The sequence below is a fragment of the Pseudomonas sp. B15(2017) genome, assembly GCF_002113215.1.
In the GTDB taxonomy this organism is placed as follows: Bacteria; Pseudomonadota; Gammaproteobacteria; order Pseudomonadales; family Pseudomonadaceae; genus Aquipseudomonas.
The window spans coordinates 269,948-284,172 of the sequence record NZ_NEJZ01000004.1 but is presented as its reverse complement, the minus strand read 5'-3'; the positions used below and the strand labels follow the sequence as shown (position 1 = coordinate 284,172).

General features: G+C 60.1%; 13 protein-coding genes and 1 pseudogene. 5 read left to right on the top strand and 9 right to left on the bottom strand.

Going from position 1 to position 14,225, the window contains the following annotated elements:
• Positions 1–532: 532 nt before the first annotated feature.
• Together CAF73_RS09060 and CAF73_RS09055 are read left to right on the top strand one after the other, a co-directional pair.
• Positions 533–1,507: a D-glycerate dehydrogenase gene (locus tag CAF73_RS09060; RefSeq protein WP_085698524.1), complete on the top strand. Its 975-nt coding sequence runs from the start codon at positions 533–535 to the stop codon at positions 1,505–1,507.
• A gap of 191 nt (positions 1,508–1,698) precedes the next feature.
• Positions 1,699–2,202, top strand: coding sequence for a DUF2165 domain-containing protein (locus tag CAF73_RS09055; RefSeq protein ID WP_085698523.1), 504 nt, complete (start codon positions 1,699–1,701; stop codon positions 2,200–2,202).
• Between the two features lie 11 nt (positions 2,203–2,213).
• Here CAF73_RS09055 and CAF73_RS09050 read toward each other — a convergent pair whose 3' ends face one another.
• Entirely contained in the window at positions 2,214–3,116 is a 903-nt protein-coding gene (locus tag CAF73_RS09050; RefSeq protein ID WP_085702510.1) for a DMT family transporter, read from the bottom strand.
• A 139-nt stretch (positions 3,117–3,255) separates the two neighbouring features.
• Between CAF73_RS09050 and CAF73_RS09045 the strand changes: the two genes are divergently transcribed.
• Positions 3,256–4,131 carry an AraC family transcriptional regulator gene (locus CAF73_RS09045; RefSeq protein ID WP_085702509.1) on the top strand — a complete coding sequence of 292 codons (876 nt, stop codon included), beginning with the start codon at positions 3,256–3,258 and terminating at the stop codon, positions 4,129–4,131.
• Here CAF73_RS09045 and CAF73_RS09040 read toward each other — a convergent pair whose 3' ends face one another.
• The 6 genes from CAF73_RS09040 to CAF73_RS09015 all read right to left on the bottom strand — a co-directional run bounded on the left by CAF73_RS09040 (position 4,132) and on the right by CAF73_RS09015 (position 10,534).
• The gene (locus tag CAF73_RS09040) at positions 4,132–6,561 is read right to left on the bottom strand and encodes a TonB-dependent receptor (RefSeq protein ID WP_085702508.1); all 2,430 of its coding nucleotides are present in this window, start codon (positions 6,559–6,561) and stop codon (positions 4,132–4,134) included. It abuts the gene before it with no gap.
• Between the two features lie 200 nt (positions 6,562–6,761).
• Complete coding sequence (locus tag CAF73_RS09035; protein ID WP_085702507.1) at positions 6,762–7,751, bottom strand: FecR family protein; 990 nt, start codon at positions 7,749–7,751, stop codon at positions 6,762–6,764.
• Positions 7,748–8,314: an RNA polymerase sigma factor gene (locus tag CAF73_RS09030; RefSeq protein WP_085702506.1), complete on the bottom strand. Its 567-nt coding sequence runs from the start codon at positions 8,312–8,314 to the stop codon at positions 7,748–7,750. Before CAF73_RS09030 ends, CAF73_RS09035 begins: the two co-directional genes overlap by 4 nt.
• A 1-nt stretch (position 8,315) precedes the next feature.
• The gene (locus CAF73_RS09025; RefSeq protein WP_085702505.1) at positions 8,316–8,642 is read right to left on the bottom strand and encodes a DUF3325 domain-containing protein; all 327 of its coding nucleotides are present in this window, start codon (positions 8,640–8,642) and stop codon (positions 8,316–8,318) included.
• Positions 8,643–10,232, bottom strand: coding sequence for a PepSY domain-containing protein (locus tag CAF73_RS09020; RefSeq protein ID WP_085702504.1), 1,590 nt, complete (start codon positions 10,230–10,232; stop codon positions 8,643–8,645).
• On the bottom strand, positions 10,229–10,534 hold the full coding sequence (locus CAF73_RS09015) for a DUF3649 domain-containing protein (RefSeq protein WP_085702503.1): 306 nt from the start codon (positions 10,532–10,534) through the stop codon (positions 10,229–10,231). The genes CAF73_RS09020 and CAF73_RS09015 overlap by 4 nt, the downstream gene beginning before the upstream one ends.
• Before the next feature lie 132 nt (positions 10,535–10,666).
• On the opposite strand from CAF73_RS09015, the pseudogene CAF73_RS09010 reads away from it, so the two are divergent.
• Positions 10,667–11,061, top strand: a pseudogene (locus tag CAF73_RS09010) (TonB-dependent receptor domain-containing protein); the annotation flags it as partial.
• 71 nt (positions 11,062–11,132) lie between these two features.
• Here the strand turns inward: CAF73_RS09010 and CAF73_RS09005 are convergent.
• Positions 11,133–11,540: an HPF/RaiA family ribosome-associated protein gene (locus CAF73_RS09005; RefSeq protein ID WP_011332524.1), complete on the bottom strand. Its 408-nt coding sequence runs from the start codon at positions 11,538–11,540 to the stop codon at positions 11,133–11,135.
• A gap of 200 nt (positions 11,541–11,740) precedes the next feature.
• Positions 11,741–12,688, bottom strand: a complete 948-nt coding sequence (locus CAF73_RS09000) for a LysR substrate-binding domain-containing protein (protein ID WP_085698513.1) — start codon at positions 12,686–12,688, stop codon at positions 11,741–11,743.
• Positions 12,689–12,823: 135 nt separating this feature from the next.
• Between CAF73_RS09000 and CAF73_RS08995 the strand changes: the two genes are divergently transcribed.
• Complete coding sequence (locus CAF73_RS08995) at positions 12,824–14,200, top strand: L-serine ammonia-lyase (RefSeq protein ID WP_085702502.1); 1,377 nt, start codon at positions 12,824–12,826, stop codon at positions 14,198–14,200.
• Positions 14,201–14,225 lie beyond the last annotated feature (25 nt).

Here is a 14,225-nt window from a genome sequence, read left to right as displayed (position 1 = left end):
GCTTTCTGCTTTCTGCTTTCTGCTTCTGCTTTCTGCTTTCTGCTTTCTGCTTCTGCTTTCTGCTTTCTGCTTTCTGCTTCTGCTTCTGCTTTCTGCTTCTGCTTTCCGCTTCCCACCACTCAACACAATGAGCGTTAGCTCGAGTACCGCTCTTGACGTACCGGCCCCATCGGAAGGCTGAGTGTAGGGATTGATCCGGGGGTGGGAGCGAAGCGACCGTTTGGCGAAGCCAAACACATCGAGAGGAGGTGCAGCGAAGCAAACCGTAGGCGATGCCCCCGGATCAATCCCGGAACGAAGGAACACCGAGCCACAGCGAGGTGCCGAACGCAGGGGCCAAGCCTTTTTGGTTACTTTTGAGGCGTTTGTCAAAAGTGACCCGCCGTAAGGGCGGAACCATAATCCGCAACACCCGCAGAAACGGATATTCACCCAAAACCCCAAAAGTCTGGTCGGCCCAGAGGCCGCCAAGACAACCCAAAACAGAAATGTTAGCTTGCTTGGCAACCCAGAACAGCCGAGCCCAATGCCAATGAAAAAAACAGTCCTGGCCTTCAGCCGAATCACCCCACCCATGATCGAACGCCTGCAACAGGACTTCGACGTCATCGTCCCCAACCCGAAAAACGGCGACATCAACGCCCAGTTCAACGAAGCCCTGCCCCACGCCCACGGCCTGATCGGCGTCGGACGCAAACTCGGCAAGGCCCAACTGGAAAACGCCGCAAAACTCGAAGTGGTCTCCAGCGTCTCCGTCGGCTACGACAACTACGACCTCGCCTACTTCAACGAACGCGGGATCATGCTCACCAACACCCCGGACGTCCTCACCGAAAGCACCGCTGACCTGGCCTTCGCCCTGATCATGAGCAGCGCCCGCCGCGTCGCCGAACTGGACGCCTGGACCAAGGCCGGCCAATGGCAGGCCAGCGTCGGCGCATCGCTGTTCGGCTGCGACGTATACGGCAAGACTCTGGGCATCGTCGGCATGGGCAACATCGGCGCCGCCGTCGCCCGTCGCGGCCGCTTCGGCTTCAACATGCCGATTCTCTACAGCGGCAACAGCCGCAAGACCGGACTGGAACAGGAACTCGGCGCGCAGTTCCGCAGCCTTGACCAACTGCTGGCCGAAGCCGATTTCGTCTGCCTTGTCGTGCCACTGAGCGACAAAACCCGCCACTTGATCAGTCATCGCGAACTGGCGCTGATGAAGCCGGACGCGATTCTGGTGAACATCTCCCGCGGCCCCGTGGTCGACGAGCCGGCACTGATCGAAGCGTTGCAGAACAACCGCATTCGCGGCGCCGGCCTCGACGTCTACGAAAAAGAACCGCTGGCCGAATCGCCGCTGTTCCAGCTGAAAAACGCTGTCACCCTGCCGCACATCGGCTCGGCCACCAATGAAACCCGTGAAGCCATGGCCAACCGTGCGCTGGCCAATCTGCGCAGCGCCCTGCTCGGCGAACGGCCGCAGGATCTGGTTAATCCGCAAGTCTGGAAGGACTGATGACCCACGGGGCTGGAGTAAAAGTTTCCCGGCCCCGTCTGTTTTAAACCTGTTTCCCAAATGGCCTGAAGTTATTAACCCCCTTTAACTACACAACTTGAAAACGACTCCTCACCCAACTTCTTTATACTCGCTATAGAATCCCGAGAGTCATCTGCCAACGGACAGACACTACTCACGGAGAATCAATAATGACTTATCTTAAAACCTCCCAACTTATTCGAAGAAGTAAAGTTGCAATCGTTTTCATGGTAGGTATTCTGGGCGCCCTGATTGTTTTCAGCAACGCCACCGATTACAACTCAAACTACATTTACCTTGGTCATATCCTGAGCATGGATACGACAGGCAGCCATTTGATGTACCGGTCGATCAACTCGGAAATGATGCATCACCGGATCTACTGGATGATCATGACACTGGAGACCATATTTACTTCAGCCTGCCTGTTGGGAGGCTATCAACTTGCAAAGAATATAAATGCATCAGACGAGCAGTTTCATGAAGCCAAGAAATATGCCGTACTGGGATTTCTCGTGGCGCTGTTTATTTATTATTTTTGCCTGCAAGTCATTGGCATTGAATGGTTCGACATGGATCAATCAGAAGACTGGAATGCCATGAAGTGGGCACAAAGCATTGTCGACTTTCTGTTACCGGCACTGATCTTTCTTGTAATGAAAGTCGACAGTTGAACATTCAATATTCAATGTGCAGGTTTGGCGACCATGGCAATGTCGGGTTTGGGTTTGCGAAACACCAACACATTGCCCAACATCACCAGCACCAGACCCACCAATGCCGGCGCCGTCCATTGATAGCCTTCGGCAAAGGCCGAAACGTTCAGCGCCACCACCGGGAACAGCACGGTGCAATAAGCTGCGCGTTCCGGCCCCATGCGACCGACCAGCGTCAGGTACGCGGTGAAACCGATCACCGAACCGGGGATGACCAGGTACAGCAGAGCGCCGATGTAGCGCGACGTCCATTCCATCTCGAACGGAATGCCTTTGACCAGGCACCACACCGACAGCATCGCTGCACCGTAAGCCATGCCCCACGCATTGGTAGTCAGCGGCTTGAGACCGGCCTTCTGTTGCAGGCTCGACAACATGTTGCCGGCCGAAAAACACAAGGTGCCGCAGAGTGCCAGGCCAAGGCCGAGCAGGGTTTGCGGACTGGCGTGATGCCCGGCCAGTTCGGGCCAGAACAACAGGCCCAGACCACACAGCCCCAGCGCCCCGCCCATCAGTACATTGCGCGCGATACGCTGGCCGAAGAACACCCGCGCATTCAGCGCGTTCCATAAGGTCGCGGTGGAAAACACCACCGCCACCAGACCGCTGGGAATCCACTGACTGGCGGTCAGGAAACACATGAAGTTGACGCAGAACAGGCACAAGCCCTGCGCCACACAGATCAAATGCCCGCGCCGGTTCATCGGTTGCAGGCGACGGCTGAGCAGCAACAGCGCAAACAGCACCAGCGCGGCGAGACCGAAGCGATAGACGATCGACACCGGAATCGCCACCACGCCCAGTTGCCACTTCAGGGCGATCCAGGTGGTGCCCCAGATCAGCACGGTCAACAGATACAACGACAGGTTCATGGCAGACACTCCTTGATTGGCTTTCAGTGTCCGCCTGTGCCCTCGCCCCTCGCTTGCATAAACTTGCGCTTTTGTCGGTGCGCAGGCTGCCAGCGCGAAATCCAGGGAGTAGGATGCAAGGCGTTGAAGAGAACCGATCATGGCCGCCATCGATACCCTGCAAGTCTTTCAAGCGCTCAACAATTCGCCCAATGCACGCCTTGTGCACAGCGCCGAACTGGGTGACGGCTTGTCTGCAGCTTTGTGGACCAATCACCACGACGCCCAGGAATATGAAGCGCCAAGCCATCACACCCTCTCCTGCTACATCGCTGGCGGCACCGGTACCTTCCGCCGTGGCGAACCCGCTATCAAGGGTGGCCCGGACAAGTTGTGCATCCTGCCGGCCGACCATGAATCGGGTTGGGTCATCAACGGTGATATTCGTCTGGCCCACCTGTATTTCAGCGCCGAACAATTTGCCCTCGGTTGCGTGACGCTGCTGGACCGCGAGCCACGGGAAATGCAGTTGCGCGAACAGACTTTTCTGGAGGATCCGCAACAGGCCCGACGGTTTCGCCAGTTGCTGACGCTGAACTGGGACGAACCCGGCGAGCGTTTACTGACCAGTAGCCTGGCCCACGAATTGATCAGCCATACCTTGCTGAGTCAGGTCGGCGTACGTCAGGGCTTGCGCCTCAAGGGTGGGCTGGCGCCGCATCAACGCCGGCAACTGGCGGAATTCATCGACAGCCAATTGGCCGAGCCGATCAGCCTCGGGCAACTGGCGGGGTTGTGTGCGTTGTCGGAATACCACTTTGCGCGGATGTTCCGGGTGAGTTTTGGCTTGCCGCCACATCAGTACGTGCTGGCACGGCGCTTGAGCCGGGCGCGGGAGTTGTTGCGCGCAACGACGTTGCCGCTGGGGGAGATTGCTCTGGCGTGCGGATTCGCCAGCGCCAGCCACTTCACCAACCGCTTTCGCCAGGTGCTGGGTGGAACGCCCGGCGAGTATCGCCAGGCGTTTTTGCGCTGATCAGAACTCCAGGGTGCTCGACAACGAAATCTGCCGCGAATCGCCCATCGACACGAAGAACCGGCTCGCCGCCGAGGTGTAGTAAGTGCGGTCGAACAGGTTCTTCACGTTGAGCTGGAACTTGACCTTCTGCCCCTCAACCCGGGTGTCGTAAGTGGCGAACGCATCGGCCACGGTGTAGCTCGGAAGATCGAAATCATTCACCGCGTTACCCGCTCGTTCACCGACATAGCGCGCACCGGCACCGACCCGAAGCTGATCGCCACCGATCACGCTGCCGAAGTCATAGACCGCCGACAACGAGCCGCTATTCTTCGCCACGTTTTGCAGCCGGTTGCCTTTGTAGTCCGGATCTTCCGTGACCTCGGCGTCGGTGTAGGCGTAGCTGCCGATCATGCTCCAGCGGTCGCTGAGCTGGCCGGTCAGATCGACTTCCAGACCACGGGAGCGTACTTCACCGGCGGCGCTGTAGATCGTGGTCGGGCCTTCGGCGTTGGCCACCAGCACGTTGCGTTTCTTGATGTCGAACAGCGCGACGTTGCCGGTGATGCGTCCCGGTATATCCAGACGTGCGCCCAGCTCCCAGGATTTGGCTTCTTCCGGCGCGATGCTGCCGTCGAGCACGGTACTGCTGCCGCTCAGCGGGGCGATGGTCGAGTTGGGTTTGAACGATTCGGTGTAGCTGCCGTAGAACGACAGTTCGTCGGTGTAGCGATACACCAGACCTGCGCGCGGCACCCACTTCTGGCCGTTGCTGTCGGTGTTGGCCTTGAACGGCACGCCTTTGCCGGCGTACTGGTCGTACTCCTGGAAACGCCCGCCAGCTACCAGGATCCACTGGTCGTTGAGGTGGATCGAGTCCTGCAGGAACACCGAATCGCTGCGCAGCAGATCGGTCTGTGCGCTGTCCGCCGGGCTGACGGTGGTGCCTTCGACTTCACGGCCGTAGACCGGGTTGACGTAACTGAAGGTACTCAGGCTTTTCTGGCGGATCAGGTCGGCGCGATAGATCTTGCGGTATTCGTCGTCGACGCCGAACACCAGGTCATGTTGCATGCCCAGCACGTTGACCTTGCCTTCGAGGCTGGCGGTGGTGAAACGGTCGGTGCTGATCGCGCCCCGGGTGCCATCCATGCTGCGGGTCAGCGTGCCTTTTTTGGTGTCGATCGCGGTTACGCGGACCTGGCTGGCATCGTAGGTTTCGCGGTTCCAGCTGTAGCCGAAATGGGCTTTCCAGTCGTCGTTGAGTTCGTGGTCGGCCTCAAAGTGATAGAGATCCGAGCGCCCTTCCATGTCGTTGAATTTTTCGTCGAGGCGCTCGTTGCGCGAGATGTCCAGCGGATGGTTAGTGCGTGGGTCGATCAGGGTTCCGCGATCAAATGGCGTCAGAAATTCTCGATGCTCGTAGGCGAACAACAGCTTGGTGCGCTCGCCATACCAGGCCAGCGACGGCGCGATCAGGGTTTCGCGATGCGTGCCGAAGTTGCGCCAGTAATCTTCGTCTTCGTGATCGAGCACCATGCGATACGCGAGGCCGGAATCCCCCAGCGCACCGGTGCTGTCGAACGAGCCACCGCTGCCATTCTTGCCGTCGCCGTAGGTCGAGCCGCGCAGGGTCAGCGCGTTGTACTGGGTCAGTTCAGGCTTCTTGCTGACCATGTTGACCACGCCGCCCGGATCCTGAATCCCGTAGAGCAGCGAGGCCGGTCCCTTGAGCACTTCGACGCGATCCACGGTCGCGTTCATGCCACGGCCCTGCACCACCGGCATGCCGTCGCGCATGATCGAGCCGTTGCGGTTATCGCCGAAGCCACGGGTCATCACCGAATCCTGGGTACTGCCCAAAGTGTTGCCCTGGGTAATGCCGCTGACGTTGGCCAGGGCGTCATCGAGATTGCGGGGTGCCTGATCGCGAATGACCTGGGCCGGGATCACGTTGACGGTCTGCGGAATTTCCTGCAGCGAAGCGGAAGAACGCATCACCGAACTGGTTTCCGGTGGCTGATAACTCATCGGCTGGTTGGCCACCGAGGTGATGGTGGTCGCGCCGAGGTTCAATGCGCCTGCGGTTGGTTGCGGTTCGAGCGCCAGGGTATGGCTGTCGGTGCGACGGAAGGTCAGGCCGGAGCCTGTGAGCAGACGTTGCAGCGCCTGTTCGACACTCATCTGGCCGTTGATCGCTGGAGCGGTCAGACCGTAAGGCGCCTCATCGGTGTAGACCACGCTCTGTCCGGTGACGCGGCTGAAATCACTCAGGGCCTGAGGCAGCGGCTTGGCTGCCAGAGAAAAACTGAATTGCTTTTGCGGCTGACTGCTGACTGTTTCAGCGGCCAGCGCCACGCTCACCGGCAACAGGGCCAATGCTGAAAAACCCAAGGCCGAAACGCCTAACCACTGTTTGACCGAACCCGATTTTGCCCTGGACTTCATTGCTCATGACCTGTGTAGAACCGCAACGGATGCGAATGACTCGCAGTTTCAGTCACTACACGGATGGCGTCCGGGTCTACCTCACCACAAAGGTGAAAATATTTTCGTTGTCGCTGCCGACGCCTTCGCGAGCAAGCTCACTCCCACCTTGGAATGCACTCCCTGTGGGAGCGAGCTTGCTCGCGAAGGGGCCAGCAAAGTCAGCGAAGAATTATCAGATGCCCCAGCACTTGATGCTGCTCGAATCCAAGAACCCCTTGCAGCGAATTCAGCACGGCTTGTGGATCCTTGCTCGGAAAGCTGCCGCTGACCTTTCGTGCGCCCAGTTCGTCGTTGAGCAACACGATCCGTCCGGGGTAATAGCGGCGAAGATCCTGCACCACATCGGCCAGTGTCGACTTGTAGTAAGTCAGCCAGCCCTGACGCCACGCCAACTGCGCTTCGCTGTCTACGGCATGCAGTTTTTCCGCAGTGCCTGCGCCGTACGCCACTTGCTGGCCGGCGGTGAGAATCTGCTGCTCGGCATCACGCACCGCCGTCACACCGACGCGTCCTGACAGCACGGTGACTTGTGCGCCGTGAGGTTGCAGGCGCACTTCGAACTGCGTGCCGAGCACCCGCGCCTGGCCCTTCTCGGCCTCGACCACAAAAGGATCACCGGTGTGGGTCACGCTGAAAAATCCGGCGCCGCGGCGCAATTGCACATGCCGCTCGCCGTGATTGAAATTCACCGCGATGGCGCTATCCGCGTCCAGCGTCACCTGCGATTGATCGGCCAGGGTCACGGTGCGGATCTCGCCCGGTGCCGACACGTAATCGGCGCCCAGATCATCGATCCAGCGTTGCGGCTGCCAACCTGTCCCGAGGCTGATCATCAACAGCAGACAGGCCGCCATCGCCAGCGCGCCAGTCCAGCGTCGCAGCGGTACACGGCGTGGCCGGTCCATCGCATCAAGCAAACCCTGCAATGCCAGCGCGTCTTCGCCGGCCAAGGTGCGCGCTGGCTCTTCGCTCAATTCCCACACCACTTGCGCCTGGGCATAGGCCTCGGCGTGGGCCGGGTCAGCGTGCAGCCACTGGCTGAAGGTCAATTGATCACCGGTGCTCGGGTGGTCGTGCAGCAGGCTCAGCCAGGCGAAAGCGGCCTGTTCCTGAGCGGGCGTCGGGATGACGCGGTCGGTATTGTTCACGGTGCTTTCCCTGGCAGGCGTGGCGCGGGTTCGCGCAGGCTGGCCTTGCAGGCCTCGAGGGCGCGCATCATATGTTTTTCCACAGCGCTTTGGGACAGGCCCATGGCCCTAGCGATCTCGGCGTACTTGCGCCCGTGGATGCGATTGAGCAAAAAGATCTGCCGCGTGCGTTCGGGCAACGCACGCAACGCCGCTTCGACGTGGCGCAAATCGTTGCCCGCTTCGAGCGCCGCCTGCGGTTCGCTGGCGCTGCTGTCGGGCTCATCCGGTTGCCAGCCTTCGTTGACCCGCACCCGCGCGCCTTCACTGCGCAAATGATCGATGGCGATATTGCCGGCACAACGCAACAGATAAGTGCTGAGCTCTTCGACCTGCACCAACGGCCGACGCCAGAAACGCAGGAACAGGTCCTGCACCAGATCCGCCGCCGTCGCCCGGCAACCGACGCGCCGGTTCACCAGCGCTTCCATCTGCGAACGCTGGGACAGGAACACCTGAAGAAAATGCGCACGGGCGCCATGGGGTTCGTCGTCGCGGTGTTCGGGAGGATGGCCGATCAACATGTCAGTTCAAGACCCATGCAGCGACCGGGCTGGCGAGCAGGCTCAGTCCGGCCATGGTCAATGCCAGACGCGGGCGATAGGGCAACAACAGCACCAGCGTCAACGCACTGAGCATCAACACCGCGCACCAGTCGACCAGGCCGAAGCTCCAGCCTTTCATGGAAACCGCCGCCCAGAGCGACAACCCCAACAACAACCAGCCCGCCAGTTTCAGACCTTGACGAAGGCGAGCTGAAGGTTTGTGGCCCAGCAGTTCTTCGTGATGCCGAGGCATCGCCAGGCACAGCGCGGTGAATGCGCAATAGCAAAGCAACAGCGCCAGCAACATTCAATTCGCCCCTTGCTCAAGGGTGATCGGCCGGGTCTTTTCGCGGACCGGTTTTATCACGCTGACGGAGTGCCCGGCGCGCTGCATTTTCCGGGCGGCCCAGGCCAGGAAGAGTCCGCTGCCCAGACACGTCAGGTCAAAACCGGCCAAGACCCAGTCGCCTTCGGGCACTGTCACGCCGAGGTGATAAGGCGTGGTCAGGCCATTGAGAACCGGCACCGCGACAAACAACGCGGCCCCCAGCGACAGCTGTTCGACCCAGGCCTTGCGCCCCGGCCGCAACATCGCATGGGCCACGCTCAGCCCCCAGGTGATAAAGAACGCGTTCACTTCCCAATCGGCACGCCCGGCCAGACTCACCGGCAGCAGACGATTGGCCCAGAAGAACACGGCAATCGCTGCCACCAGCCCGGCCATGCTGGCGATGTTCAACACTTCAACCAGCCGCAATTCGAAAGGCATCACACCGGTTTTGGCGTGTTTAAGCTGACGCTTGCCGAGCCAGATCACCAGCCCGGTCCCAATCATCGCCGTGCCCGCCAGGCCGCAGATGAAATACAGCCAACGCAACACCGGCCCGGCAAAGTGGCCCATGTGCAACCCGTAGAAACTGCCGGCAATCGCCATCGCCATTGGCTGCTCAGGCACGCTGCCAATGATTTCTCCGCTGACACCGTTGAAGGTTACGGCGCTACCGGAGTCGTTCACCACACGGTCGGAGCTCGCGCGGGACATCACCACCGAGGCATTGGCGTCGCCCGGATTGTTGACGCTGATACGTCCGACATGCCCGCCCGACCATTGCTCGCTGGCCGCCAGCACAAGGGACGCCAGCGGTGCCAGTGTCGCCGGTTGATTGGCTCGCTCGGGAATATTGGAGGCGGGAAATACCTCGTCGTAAAACGCCCGGACGTTGTCGCCGTACGAAGCCAGAATGCTTGCCGGCATCACCATCGACATGAAAATCACCAAGCTGCTGTAGGTGATCATCAGATGAAACGGCAGCACCAGCACGCCCACCGCATTGTGCCCGTCGAGCCACGAACGCTGGCCCTTGCGCGGGCGGAAGGTGAAGAAGTCCTTGAAGATTTTCTTGTGGGTGATGATCCCGGTGATCAGCGCGACGAACATCACCATGGCGGCGATGGTCGAGAGCCAGCGGCCCCACGGGTAAGGCATTTGCAGCTGGAAATGGAAGCGATAGAAGAACTCGCCGCCCATGCTTTCCCGGGCCTGTACTTCGGCACCGGTCTCTGCGTCGAGGGTCTTGCGGATGAATGCGCCGCGTTCGCCGGGCCTGGCGGGCGACTGCTGCCAGCCCACGCTCAGGCCGGGATCGCGGGCGTCGGGCAAACCGATGATCCAGCGTGTGGCGTCGGGGGCTTGTTGTTGCAGATACTGCTGGGCCAGCGTCAGGCTTTTTTCGGCATCCAATGGATGGGCGGCGATCTCCGGCTGCATCCAGTGACTGGTTTCATCCTTGAAATAGGCCAGGGTCCCGGTCAGGAAAATCGCGAACAATAGCCAGCCAAAGACCAGCCCGGTCCAGGTGTGCAGCCAGGCCATCGCCTGCCGAAAACCCTCTTTCATGCCAGCCCCAGACCGCGCGCAGCCCCGGACACGGTCGCCAGGATCACGCTCGGCACCAGCAGACCGACCCACGCCGACCACGCCGTACGACAGGCAAAACACCAGAGCACCGCCACCAGATAGACCAGAAACGAAACGGTCATGCCGGTGACAACCGCTTCGACGCGGTTTAGCGGCAACCACAGTGTCAGCGTGACACTGGCCAGCGCCGCGACCAGATAGCCGCCAAACACCGCCGCGAGCACCCGCGAAGTGACGGCCAGACGATAGGACATGGGGAGAGTGGCGAGTTTGGCTTTCATGTTTCGACCCTGAAACGGTTAACGCCCGGTCAACAGACCGGGACGGCAGGCATGCGATATTAATGATAAATATTCTCATACGCAAAAGAGTCTGATTGCCGGGCATCATTGACAGCCCAACAATGCGAATAAGTGAAACCGGAAAAGGCCCGCACCTGGGAAGTCGGTACCCGTTACGACAACGGTGCGCTGCGAGCGGAGATCGGCGCATTCCTGATCAACTTCGACAACCAGTACGAAAGCAACCAGACCAACGACTCGGTGATCGCCCGTGGTGAAACCCGGCATCAGGGCATCGAGACCAGCGTCAATTACGCTCTCGACGACTTGAGCCCGGCGCTGGCCGGCTTCGATGTCTACGCCACTTACGCCAAGACTTCGGCCCGCAGTTGTCGGACCTGAACGTGGCGGTGGGGGTGAAGAACATCTTCAACACCCAGTACTTCACCCGTTCGTTCGATGACAACAAAGGCAAGTATGTCGGTGAGCCGCGCACGGTGTACCTGCAGACTTCCGTTGCTTTCTGATCCCTGCCGAAAACAGAAAGGGCCTGCAATTGCAGGCCCTTTCTCATTGGGTGGCTTGGAAAATCAGCGCATCAACTGTTGATCGCTGCCTGTTCGTTTTCGTCAAACTCTTCCGCCAACAGCTTGTCATTGGCTTTGCTTGTGAATGGCACCACAGCGGCCCGCGGTTTGCCGCGCAGTTTGCCAAACAGGTGCTCCAGCGCGTGCTCCAGTTTTTCGGCTGCACCATCGATCGCCTGTTCCAGCGAATCGGCTTTGTGGGTGACGGAAATCGGTTGATGGCCTTTCGGCCGCGCTTCCAGTTGGCAGCGCAAGTCATGGGGACCCGGCTTGTCACCGTTCTCGTCGCTCAGATGGACTTCGACACGGGTCAGGTCTTCCTCATAACGGTCGAGCGTGCTCTCAATTGTGGTGCGTACCCACTCCTCCAGTCGTTTGCTGCTTTGAATATGGTTGTCGCTGTTGACTTGGATTTGCATAGTTCATCCCTTATTTCAGCTAGCTCGCAAGAGGCCTGGAACAGGATTTCGTGACCTCTTGATTACAACAATCGGCCCGCCGGACGAACATTTCAACCCCTTAAAAAAGATAAATATTCATACGCAAAAAAAGCCGGACAACCGAACAAAGCGCTGGTAAGGTCGGGAGTTGCATCGCCCCGCCACCCCGAAAAATCTGCTCACAATTGGCCATCACCCAACGGGTGCAGGCTGCGAAAAATCCCCGCCTCTTCCACCAGCCAGTCATGCACCGCCCGCACACCCGGATGGCTCAACGCCCCCGGCGAGTAGAGCAAGACATAGCGCTTGTGATTGGGCACCGAAATCCCGAACGGCACAATCAGCGTTCCCCGCTCCAACTCGTCGTTGAGCAGCGTGCGCCGGGCAATCGCCACGCCCATACCGGCAATCGCCGCTTCGATGGTCAGGTGGTTGCGATTGAATGTGTGCCCGCGCCGCACATCGGCGCCCTCGAAACCGATGGCATTGAGATAAAACTCCCACTCCGCGTATTCGTAGCTGCCGCGCCAGGCAGTGATGTCGTGCAACAGCGGGAAATGCACCAGATCCGCCGGCCCATGCAGCGGTGGTCGCCCACGCAGAAGGCCCGGCGCGCACACCGGGAAAATCTGCTCATCGAGCAAGGCTGTGGATAACAGTCCCGGATAGCTGCCGTCGTTCAGGTCGATGGCCAGGTCGAAATCCCCTTCATGTAACGGCACGCTGCTGTCCTCGGCCACCAGCCGCAGCTGTATGTCGGGGTAACGCTGTTGCAGACGCGGCAGGCGCGGGGTCAGCCATTTGCTGAGGAACGACGGAATCGAGCGCAGCCGCAGAATCCCGCTGATCATCCCTGCATCAAGACGACGCAATTCCGCATCGATGCTGCCGTAAGCCTCGTTGACCGTAATCGCCAGTCGCTGCCCTTCCGCACTCAGCTCCACGCCCCGCGCACGACGGTGAAACAGACGAAAGCCCAGGCGCTCTTCCAGCTGTCGGATTTGCTGACTCACCGCTCCCGGCGTGATGTGCAGTTCTTCGGCACAACGGGTGAATGACAGGTGCCGCGCGGCACAGGAAAACACCTGCAGCCAGACGTAAGTCTGGGCATGCAATTGACGACTCATGGTTTAGTCCTGCTAAAGGCTTACTTAGGAAGTTTCGTTAGTCACGCTGAAGCGAGGCAGGCAGTATCGCCGACATTGCGCTTGTCCTACAAAAAATGGCAGCGATTCCTACTCCATTGCTTGTAAGGGTTTAGCATGGCTATCAGTGTTTTCGATCTATTCAAAGTCGGCATCGGCCCGTCCAGCTCCCACACCGTCGGCCCTATGCGCGCCGCCGCGACCTTCGCCCAGGCCCTGATCGACCAGCGTTTGCTGAATGATGTGCAGCGAGTGGAAATCCGCTTGTACGGCTCGCTTTCGGCCACCGGTGTCGGCCATGCCACAGACCGCGCGACGGTCATGGGCTTGATGGGCGAATGGCCGGACAGCATCGATCCGTCGACCATCGAACCGCGCATCCAGCAACTGCGCGAAACCGGCCAACTGTCTCTGGCCGGTGAACGTTCGATCGCCTTCAACTGGCAGCACGATCTCCTGCTGCTGGACGAGAGCCTGCCCTACCACCCGAACGCCATGTCGCTGACAGCCTTCGGTGCATCCGGGCAACTGTTCGAGCAAACGTACTACTCGGTCGGCGGCGGTTTCATCATCGAAGCGGCCGAAGCCGAATCCGGCGTAGTGCCGGCCGGCGACGTCGATTTGCCTTACGAATTCTCCAGCGCCGTCGAACTGCTGGCGCTGTGCAAGCAGCACAACCTGCGGGTTTCCGAACTGATGATGGCCAACGAACGGGCCTGGCGCAGCGACGCCGAGATCCGCAAGGGCCTGCTGCACATCTGGTCGGTGATGCGCGAATGCGTCGAGCAAGGCCTGCGTCACGAAGGCATCCTGCCTGGCGGTCTGAATGTGCCGCGTCGCGCAGCGAAATTGCACCGCAGCCTGCTGGAAATCGGCAAGCCGAACGTCATCAGTTCGACCCTGTCGGCAATGGAATGGGTCAACCTGTTCGCCCTCGCCGTCAACGAAGAGAACGCCGCCGGCGGGCGCATGGTGACCGCGCCGACCAACGGCGCCGCCGGGATCATCCCGGCCGTTCTGCACTACTACATGAAATTCAATCCGGACGCGTCCGACGATGACGTAGTCGCGTTCTTTCTGGGCGCGGCAGCGGTCGGCATCCTGTGCAAGAAAAACGCTTCGATCTCCGGCGCCGAAGTCGGCTGCCAGGGCGAAGTCGGCTCTGCCTGTGCGATGGCTGCTGCGGGGCTCGCCGATGTGCTCGGCGCCACCCCGGAACAACTGGAAAACGCCGCCGAAATCGGCCTCGAACACAACCTCGGCCTGACCTGCGACCCGGTCGGCGGGCTCGTGCAGGTGCCATGCATCGAGCGCAACGCCATCGCTGCGGTGAAGGCGATCAACGCCACGCAAATGGCCCTGCGCGGCGACGGCAAACACTTCATTTCCCTCGACCGGGTGATCCGCACCATGCGCGATACCGGCGCCGACATGCATGACAAATACAAAGAGACTTCACGGGGCGGCCTGGCCGTGAGCTGGGTGGAGTGCTGAGGAGCGCTCCCTGACCGCCCGTAAC

What these genes read in the sequence shown, in the direction of transcription:
- CAF73_RS09055 (WP_085698523.1), top strand. Translation starts at nt 1,699, where the DNA reads ATGACTTATCTTAAAACCTCCCAACTTATTCGAAGAAGTAAAGTTGCA.
- CAF73_RS09000 (WP_085698513.1), bottom strand. Translation starts at nt 12,688, where the DNA reads ATGAGTCGTCAATTGCATGCCCAGACTTACGTCTGGCTGCAGGTGTTT.
- CAF73_RS09050 (WP_085702510.1), bottom strand. Translation starts at nt 3,116, where the DNA reads ATGAACCTGTCGTTGTATCTGTTGACCGTGCTGATCTGGGGCACCACC.
- CAF73_RS09045 (WP_085702509.1), top strand. Translation starts at nt 3,256, where the DNA reads ATGGCCGCCATCGATACCCTGCAAGTCTTTCAAGCGCTCAACAATTCG.
- CAF73_RS09040 (WP_085702508.1), bottom strand. Translation starts at nt 6,561, where the DNA reads ATGAAGTCCAGGGCAAAATCGGGTTCGGTCAAACAGTGGTTAGGCGTT.
- CAF73_RS09020 (WP_085702504.1), bottom strand. Translation starts at nt 10,232, where the DNA reads ATGAAAGAGGGTTTTCGGCAGGCGATGGCCTGGCTGCACACCTGGACC.
- CAF73_RS09005 (WP_011332524.1), bottom strand. Translation starts at nt 11,540, where the DNA reads ATGCAAATCCAAGTCAACAGCGACAACCATATTCAAAGCAGCAAACGA.
- CAF73_RS09060 (WP_085698524.1), top strand. Translation starts at nt 533, where the DNA reads ATGAAAAAAACAGTCCTGGCCTTCAGCCGAATCACCCCACCCATGATC.
- CAF73_RS09030 (WP_085702506.1), bottom strand. Translation starts at nt 8,314, where the DNA reads ATGTTGATCGGCCATCCTCCCGAACACCGCGACGACGAACCCCATGGC.
- CAF73_RS09015 (WP_085702503.1), bottom strand. Translation starts at nt 10,534, where the DNA reads ATGAAAGCCAAACTCGCCACTCTCCCCATGTCCTATCGTCTGGCCGTC.
- CAF73_RS08995 (WP_085702502.1), top strand. Translation starts at nt 12,824, where the DNA reads ATGGCTATCAGTGTTTTCGATCTATTCAAAGTCGGCATCGGCCCGTCC.
- CAF73_RS09025 (WP_085702505.1), bottom strand. Translation starts at nt 8,642, where the DNA reads ATGTTGCTGGCGCTGTTGCTTTGCTATTGCGCATTCACCGCGCTGTGC.